At 31.1% G+C, this 1,012-nt stretch carries 3 protein-coding genes; 1 reads left to right on the top strand and 2 read right to left on the bottom strand.

Annotated elements, in window-relative coordinates; all coding sequences use genetic code 11:
* Together AC4FQX_RS15135 and AC4FQX_RS15140 are read right to left on the bottom strand one after the other, a co-directional pair.
* Window positions 1-407: CHC2 zinc finger domain-containing protein (locus AC4FQX_RS15135; protein ID WP_491168556.1), on the bottom strand; the 407-nt coding region annotated here is incomplete at its 3' end.
* Window positions 404-628, bottom strand: coding sequence for a SymE family type I addiction module toxin (locus tag AC4FQX_RS15140; protein WP_491168557.1), 225 nt, complete (start codon window positions 626-628; stop codon window positions 404-406). The genes AC4FQX_RS15140 and AC4FQX_RS15135, both read right to left, overlap by 4 nt.
* A gap of 157 nt (window positions 629-785) precedes the next feature.
* Here AC4FQX_RS15140 and AC4FQX_RS15145 point away from each other — a divergent pair.
* A partial coding sequence (locus tag AC4FQX_RS15145) for a helix-turn-helix domain-containing protein (RefSeq protein WP_491168558.1) occupies window positions 786-1,012 on the top strand: 227 nt, incomplete at its 3' end.

Raw genomic sequence — 1,012 nt, forward strand, 5'->3', positions numbered from 1 at the left:
ATATCTAGTTTTGTAGCATCCAGATTTCTTTGTTTTAAATAGGCTTTGGCTTTGGAACTTTGATTCAGTTTGGGTTTTAGATCGGCAAAAATCACTTCATAGTTTACCAATTCTTTTGGTTGTGGCTTTACATTGGTAACGCTTGGACTAATTCCAAAAATTTCTTTACATTTTAAAAGGGCTTCGTGTTTGCTTATTTTTTCGTAATCCTGAACAAACTGGATCACATCGCCTTTTTTATCGCAAGCATGGCATTTGTAAAAATCCTTCTCTAAATTTACTTGTAAACTCGCGGTTTTATCTTCATGCCATGGACAAAGCAACATACCGTTTTTATTCGGTGTTAAGCCGTAATGTTTCAGGACTTCGGATAAACGTAAATGGCTTTTGATTTCTGAAATGGTCATACGCTGTCTTTTAAAAGTTCACATTCGATTTCTTCTTCTTCTTGATCTAACTCAATAATCAAAACGCCTTGTTCTGCCCGAAGACATACTTTTGAATCTAAACTGAAGCCGTAGTCTTCTAACCATTTGCCTGAAATTTTTAAATAAAGATTGATGCGGACTTTTTCTAATAATTCGTAACATTCGCCTTTCATGTATAGAGGATAGGAGAGTTTTTTCATAGGATATATAAGTTTTAAATTATTATTGTATCTATAAATACATTTAGCAAATATATTAAATGTATTTATATATACATTATTATTTTCATTAAAATTTAAAACATTATTATAATGTCTATTTTTAGTACTTTTACGGTCTTATAGATACTTTCTAATTATGAATATAGGCGATAGAATTAAAAAAGTCCGGGAAACCAAAGGATTATCTCAAAAAGAGGTAGCCATGACTTTAAGTATGAACCCGAGCCAATACTCGAAAATTGAAAATGGAAAAGTAGACCCGCAATTCTCATCAGTAGAAAAAATAGCAAATGCTCTTGGTGTAGGGATGAAGGATTTTTTTAATGAAGAAAACCTATTTAAGGATATTGATTCTTTAAATAA

The sequence above is a fragment of the Flavobacterium sp. AK-301 genome (genome assembly GCF_058310215.1).